4 protein-coding genes are annotated in these 4,889 nt (G+C 61.1%); 2 read left to right on the top strand and 2 right to left on the bottom strand.

Annotated elements, in window-relative coordinates:
* Positions 1–243: 243 nt before the first annotated feature.
* Positions 244–465, bottom strand: coding sequence for a high light inducible protein (locus NW815_RS10845; protein WP_011433062.1), 222 nt, complete (start codon positions 463–465; stop codon positions 244–246).
* Positions 466–664: 199 nt separating this feature from the next.
* Here NW815_RS10845 and NW815_RS10850 point away from each other — a divergent pair, with 199 nt between their 5' ends.
* On the top strand, positions 665–1,147 hold the full coding sequence (locus NW815_RS10850) for a pyridoxamine 5'-phosphate oxidase family protein (RefSeq protein WP_414388171.1): 483 nt from the start codon (positions 665–667) through the stop codon (positions 1,145–1,147).
* A 66-nt stretch (positions 1,148–1,213) separates the two neighbouring features.
* On the opposite strand, the gene NW815_RS10855 is transcribed toward NW815_RS10850, so the two are convergent.
* The gene (locus NW815_RS10855) at positions 1,214–2,152 is read right to left on the bottom strand and encodes an alpha/beta fold hydrolase (protein WP_414388173.1); all 939 of its coding nucleotides are present in this window, start codon (positions 2,150–2,152) and stop codon (positions 1,214–1,216) included.
* Between the two features lie 268 nt (positions 2,153–2,420).
* Between NW815_RS10855 and NW815_RS10860 the strand changes: the two genes are divergently transcribed.
* On the top strand, positions 2,421–4,742 hold the full coding sequence (locus tag NW815_RS10860; RefSeq protein WP_414388175.1) for a fused MFS/spermidine synthase: 2,322 nt from the start codon (positions 2,421–2,423) through the stop codon (positions 4,740–4,742).
* Positions 4,743–4,889: the final 147 nt, after the last annotated feature.

Genomic DNA, 4,889 nt, shown 5'->3' on the forward strand with positions numbered 1-4,889 from the left:
CCACCCCGCCAGAGGAGTCTCCACAGGCGTTAGTTCCCCCAGAGCTTGGGGTACATTTCAAACGGTAGCTGGGGTCTAGAAACATAAACCTAACCACCCGCTCTCTGCACACTCGCACAACTGCCTAGCGTTTGCACATCAGGTTGTAGAGAACTGTGCAGCAAAGTGAGGACTCCGTCCCACTATCGCGAACAGTCAATCGGCGATTAGAGACAGCCCTCTTCCTAGGAAGCGTTCTTTGGCTTATCGGCCCAGGGACTGCAGCCAGCCAATCAGGGTGGTACCAGACAGAGCTTCAAACAGGATCAGGGCAACAAAGCCGATCATTGCCAAGCGCCCGTTCAAGCGCTCTGCATAGTCGGTGAAGCCCACGCGGGGGGTGCTATCCACATACATTTCTGGCTCAATGGCGTAGTTGTTCAGCCGACCGCCTTCTTCGACGACGACGGAGCGATATCGGGTCATAGGGTTCTCCTTGTGCTTTCTTCACCAGCGTAGCTTGCTTTGCGTAGGATTGTAAAGTTTTATTTACAACGTTGTTGACGCCCAATGTTCCGAGCTGCCGGGCAGAGTTCAACCAGGCCAGGAACAGCCTGTAAGCAGGGTTGTGGCTCTTGTCCCAGTACAGGGGAGCTGATAATAGCAAGGGGACTGGAGGACAACCATGTCGGTGCTGGAACAGTTAAATATGCTGCTGGATGGCCAGCCGGTGGCCAGCTTGGCGGTGCTGGAGCAGGGATCCCCGGCGGTGTCGTTGGTGCCTTTTGTGGTGCAGCGGGATCCCTTGCGCTTTGCCATTGTCATCAGCGATCTTTCTGCCCACACCCAGGCTTTGCGGGCGGATCCCCGTGCCAGCCTGCTCATCCACGAGCCGCCCACCCCAGGGGATCCCCGCAGTAACCACGCCCTGCCGCGGGTGATGGTGAGCGGAGAAGCCCAGTTTCTCAGCCGCGAGGAGGCGCAGGCGCAGGGGTTTGAAGCCCTCTACCGCGCCAAGTACGAGATTGCCGAGATGATCCTGGGCTTGGCGGATTTTCACTTCTGTCAGATCATCCCCAAAGCTGGCAGCTTCATCCAGGGGTTTGGCCAGGCATTCCGGCTGAGCGGCCCCAACCTGGATCGACTGGAGCACCTCGGTCGGGCGTAGGTACGAGGATTCCAAGGGCAGCCCATGCCATTCCCCAGCACGGGGAAGCTCCTGCTGCGCCGCTTCCTAGCTCCCCTCTTCTGGGGGGAGAGAATGGAGTCCTTTCTCAGGTTTTCGGGTGGGATCCCGGATCCAGTCCAACAGCAGCGGGTTGACCAGCTCGGGGGCTTCATCCTGGGGGCAATGGCCGACCCCCGGCAATGGGATGAACCCCACCACGCAAGGAAACTCTGCCAGGGCCCGCCCCAGAGCAATGGGTTCCCAGGGATCCGCTTCCCCCCACAAGATCAAGACGGGACAGGTGAGCTGAGGCAAGAGATCTTCAGCCAAAGGCCCCTGAGAATAGCGCACAAAGGCCAAAAAGACCTCTGCCGCCCCCGGCTCCAAAGCGGGTTTGAGCAAAAGCTGGATCAGCTCCTCGGTAACCGCTTCTTTGCGCCCGTAGGCTTGGAGGAGGATATTGCGAATGGCCCTAGCCTGGGCCACCTGAGCAAAGAAGAAACGACCAAAGGGAGGCCACCCCAGTAGGGATTGAAGCAAAGGGGTGAACCGGCGGCGCAGCCAGGAGATCTGCTTTCGTTTCCGCTCGTGCAACAGCCGCAGCGAGGGATCCAACATCGCCACCCCCAAAACCTGGGCCGGATCCAGAACCGCCGCCTGCAAAGCCACAATGCAGCCAATCGAGTTGCCCACCAGGTAGGCCGGCTGGCCCATCACCTCCCGCACAAAATCGGCCACCAGGGATCCCCAGGTCTCAAAGGTGTAGGGCAAAGGGGATCCCGGCAGGGGCTTGGCGGATCCCCCAAACCCCAACAAATCGACCGCATACACCTGACAGTGCTGCCCCAGCTCCGGCAAATTTTTCCGCCAATGGTCGCTGCTGGCCCCAAAGCCATGGATGAGCAACACGGCTGGGCCTGTGGATCCCGACTGTTGGTAGCGAATGGGCTGGTCACGCCAGAGCCAGCGATGCTCTGTGTTCGCGTTGGCGCTGCATGGCAACATGGGGGTGCAGTGTAGGTTTGAGTCAGCGTTGCGATCCTAACTGTTCGCGACAGCGGGACAAAGTCCTTGTGATCGGGGCAACTGAGAGTACCGGCGGAGGGTGGCCCCCTTCCACCCGTTGGCGCACTTGAATCGAGGAACAAGGATCGGCCTTCCTCTGAGTTGGGTGATCCCAAGGGGCACCACCAAGCGGCTACAACATCCCATCTCAAGCTTCCGGGAGAAAGTGGGGAATACTGGCAGTTGAGGGTTTTGCGGTGGGTCGGCTTTGGTTTGGCTAGTTGGCCTCAGCTTGTTTGGTAGCGCTTTTTGCCTCTTCTGGGGACAGTTGTTGGTGGGCAAGTTGCTGCTGCCGCTGTGGGGGGGATCCCCCCTGGTGTGGAATACCTGCCTGGCCTTTTTTCAGGCCACCCTGCTTTTGGGCTACCTGTGGGCAGATCGGCTGGGGCGCGGCCTCAATCCCAGGATGGGGGTGCTGATCCACGGGATCCTGTTGCTGGCCGGTCTGAGGCTTTTGCCCTTTCAATTGGGGATCCCCGGCCAACCGGAAGGATGGTGGCCCCCTCTCGCTCTGTTGGCAAACTTGACCTTGGGAGCTGGGGTGCCGCTGTTTCTCCTGTCGGCGACGACGCCGTTGCTGCAACGGGGGTTGGCGGCAAGAGGGGTCGCGGGGCAACGGGAGGCTTTGGATCCCTATTTTCTCTATGTGGCCAGCAATGCCGGCAGCTTGGGCGGGCTGCTGGGGTACCCGCTGGTGTTGGAGCCTCGTCTGTCTTTGGCTTGGCAAACTCTCCTGTGGACGGGATCCTACGCGCTGGTGGCAGCCCTGGTGCTGCTGAGCGGGGTGGGTCTGCTGCTCAGTTGCAACGGCGTTGCCGAGCCACAAGAACGCGGGGCGGATTCCCAGGGATCCAGCGCTGCTCTGGGGAATTGGGCTGTTTCCTGGCGAGAGCGTTGGCGCTGGGCGGGTCTGGCTTTTTTGCCGGCGGGCCTGTTGGTGGCGGTCACCACCTTGTTGACCACCGACGTGGCGGCAGTGCCCCTGTTGTGGGCCATTCCTCTGGGGATCTATCTGCTGACATTCATGCTGGCTTTCGGGGGGATCCACCCCAATAAGGGGGTTTTGGGAACGACAGCTCTTCTGGCCTGCGGGGCGGTGGGGACACAGGTCTTGGGCTGGGTGAGGCCGGGTTTTTTGCTTTTGCCGCTGCATCTGACCACCTTTGGGCTGGTGAGCTGGGGCTGCCACAGCCGGTTGGCTTGCCGTCGCCCGCCGGTGGAGCAGTTGACGCAGTTTTACCTGTGGCTGGCTTTGGGGGGGAGTTTGGGGGGAATGTTCTCTGCCCTCTTGGCACCGCAGGTGTTCGAGACGGTGCTGGAATATCCCCTGTTGCTGGGGATGTCGCTGGCCGTGCTGGGGGCGCAGGGGGGGCGGGTGGGCCTGTGGCTGGGGCTGGGGCTGCTCCTGCCTTTGCTGCTGTTGCACTTTCAACCGCAGGCGTTGCTGCAGGTGGGCGCTGGGGTGGGTTTGGCGTTGGGCTGGGCGGTGCTGGCGCTGTTGGTGTCAGGGGAGAGCCGTTCACAGCAGCAGAGCGGAGCCCCTGGCTGGCAGGCCAAGGTCGGTTGGGTGGGAGCAATGGCGGGGTTGGTTGTGCTGCTGGGGCAACCCTGGCTGCAGCCGGGACTGCAGGTGATCCACAGCGAGCGCAGCGCCTTCGGCCTCAACCGGATCGTGGAATACCAAACTGAGCAGGGATCCTTCCGCAGCCTTCTGCACGGCACCACTCTACACGGCAGCCAAAACTTGGATCCGGAAAAAGCGCTGGAGCCGCTGACCTATTTTTCTCGGTCTGGGCCGGTTGGGCAGGTGTTTGCGGCGTTCAGAGCCCAGACTGTGGATCCCATACCCGCCATTGCGGTGTTGGGGCTGGGGATCGGCACGTTGGCCGCCTATGCCGAGCCAGGGGATGAGTGGACGTTTTTCGAGTTGGATCCCACCGTGGTCGATTGGGCGAGCCGCTATTTTTCCTATCTCCGGTGGGCCCAGACGCGGGCGCAGGTGCAGGTCATCCTCGGTGATGCCCGGCTCAGCCTCAAGGGGATCCCAGAGGGCAGCTATGACCTGATGGTGATGGATGCCTTCAGCTCTGACGCAGTGCCGGTGCATTTGCTCACGCAAGAGGCTTTGGCCCTCTACCTCAGCAAGCTCAAGCCCCACGGCTGGCTGCTCTTCAACATCACCAACCGCCACCTCGACCTGGCCCCGCTGTTGGCCGGCCTGGCCGGATCCCTGCAGCTTCACGCTTGGCACCAAGACCACCGGGATCTCTCCCCTGAGCAACGCCAGGCGGGGCTGGCCCCTTCCCACTGGGTGCTGTTATCGCCGCGCGACGCTTCGACGACCGCCTCAGCAGGGCGGAGCCCTTTGGCCCAAAACTCTGGAGTCCTGCAGGAACTGGATCCCTGGCAGCCCCTTTTGCCCCAGGCCGGGGATCCCGTCTGGCGGGATGACTTTTCCAACCTGCTGCAGGTGATCCGCTGGCCTTGGATCCCTTTGCTAAAGGGTATCCAGATCCCCAGTTCTGGATAGGAATCCGGCTGCTATCGCTACGCGACCCTTCGGCGAATGCATTAGGGTTGGGGAGCAGAAAAGTTAAGGAAATCTTTACAACTCGAAGTTGGTATGAGTTATGATTGTTTGCAACGTAAGTAAACTACCCGGCTCCGACCGCTAAGC

It is taken from the genome of Synechococcus sp. R6-7, from assembly GCF_047461695.1.
Taxonomy (GTDB): Bacteria; Cyanobacteriota; Cyanobacteriia; order Thermostichales; family Thermostichaceae; genus Thermostichus.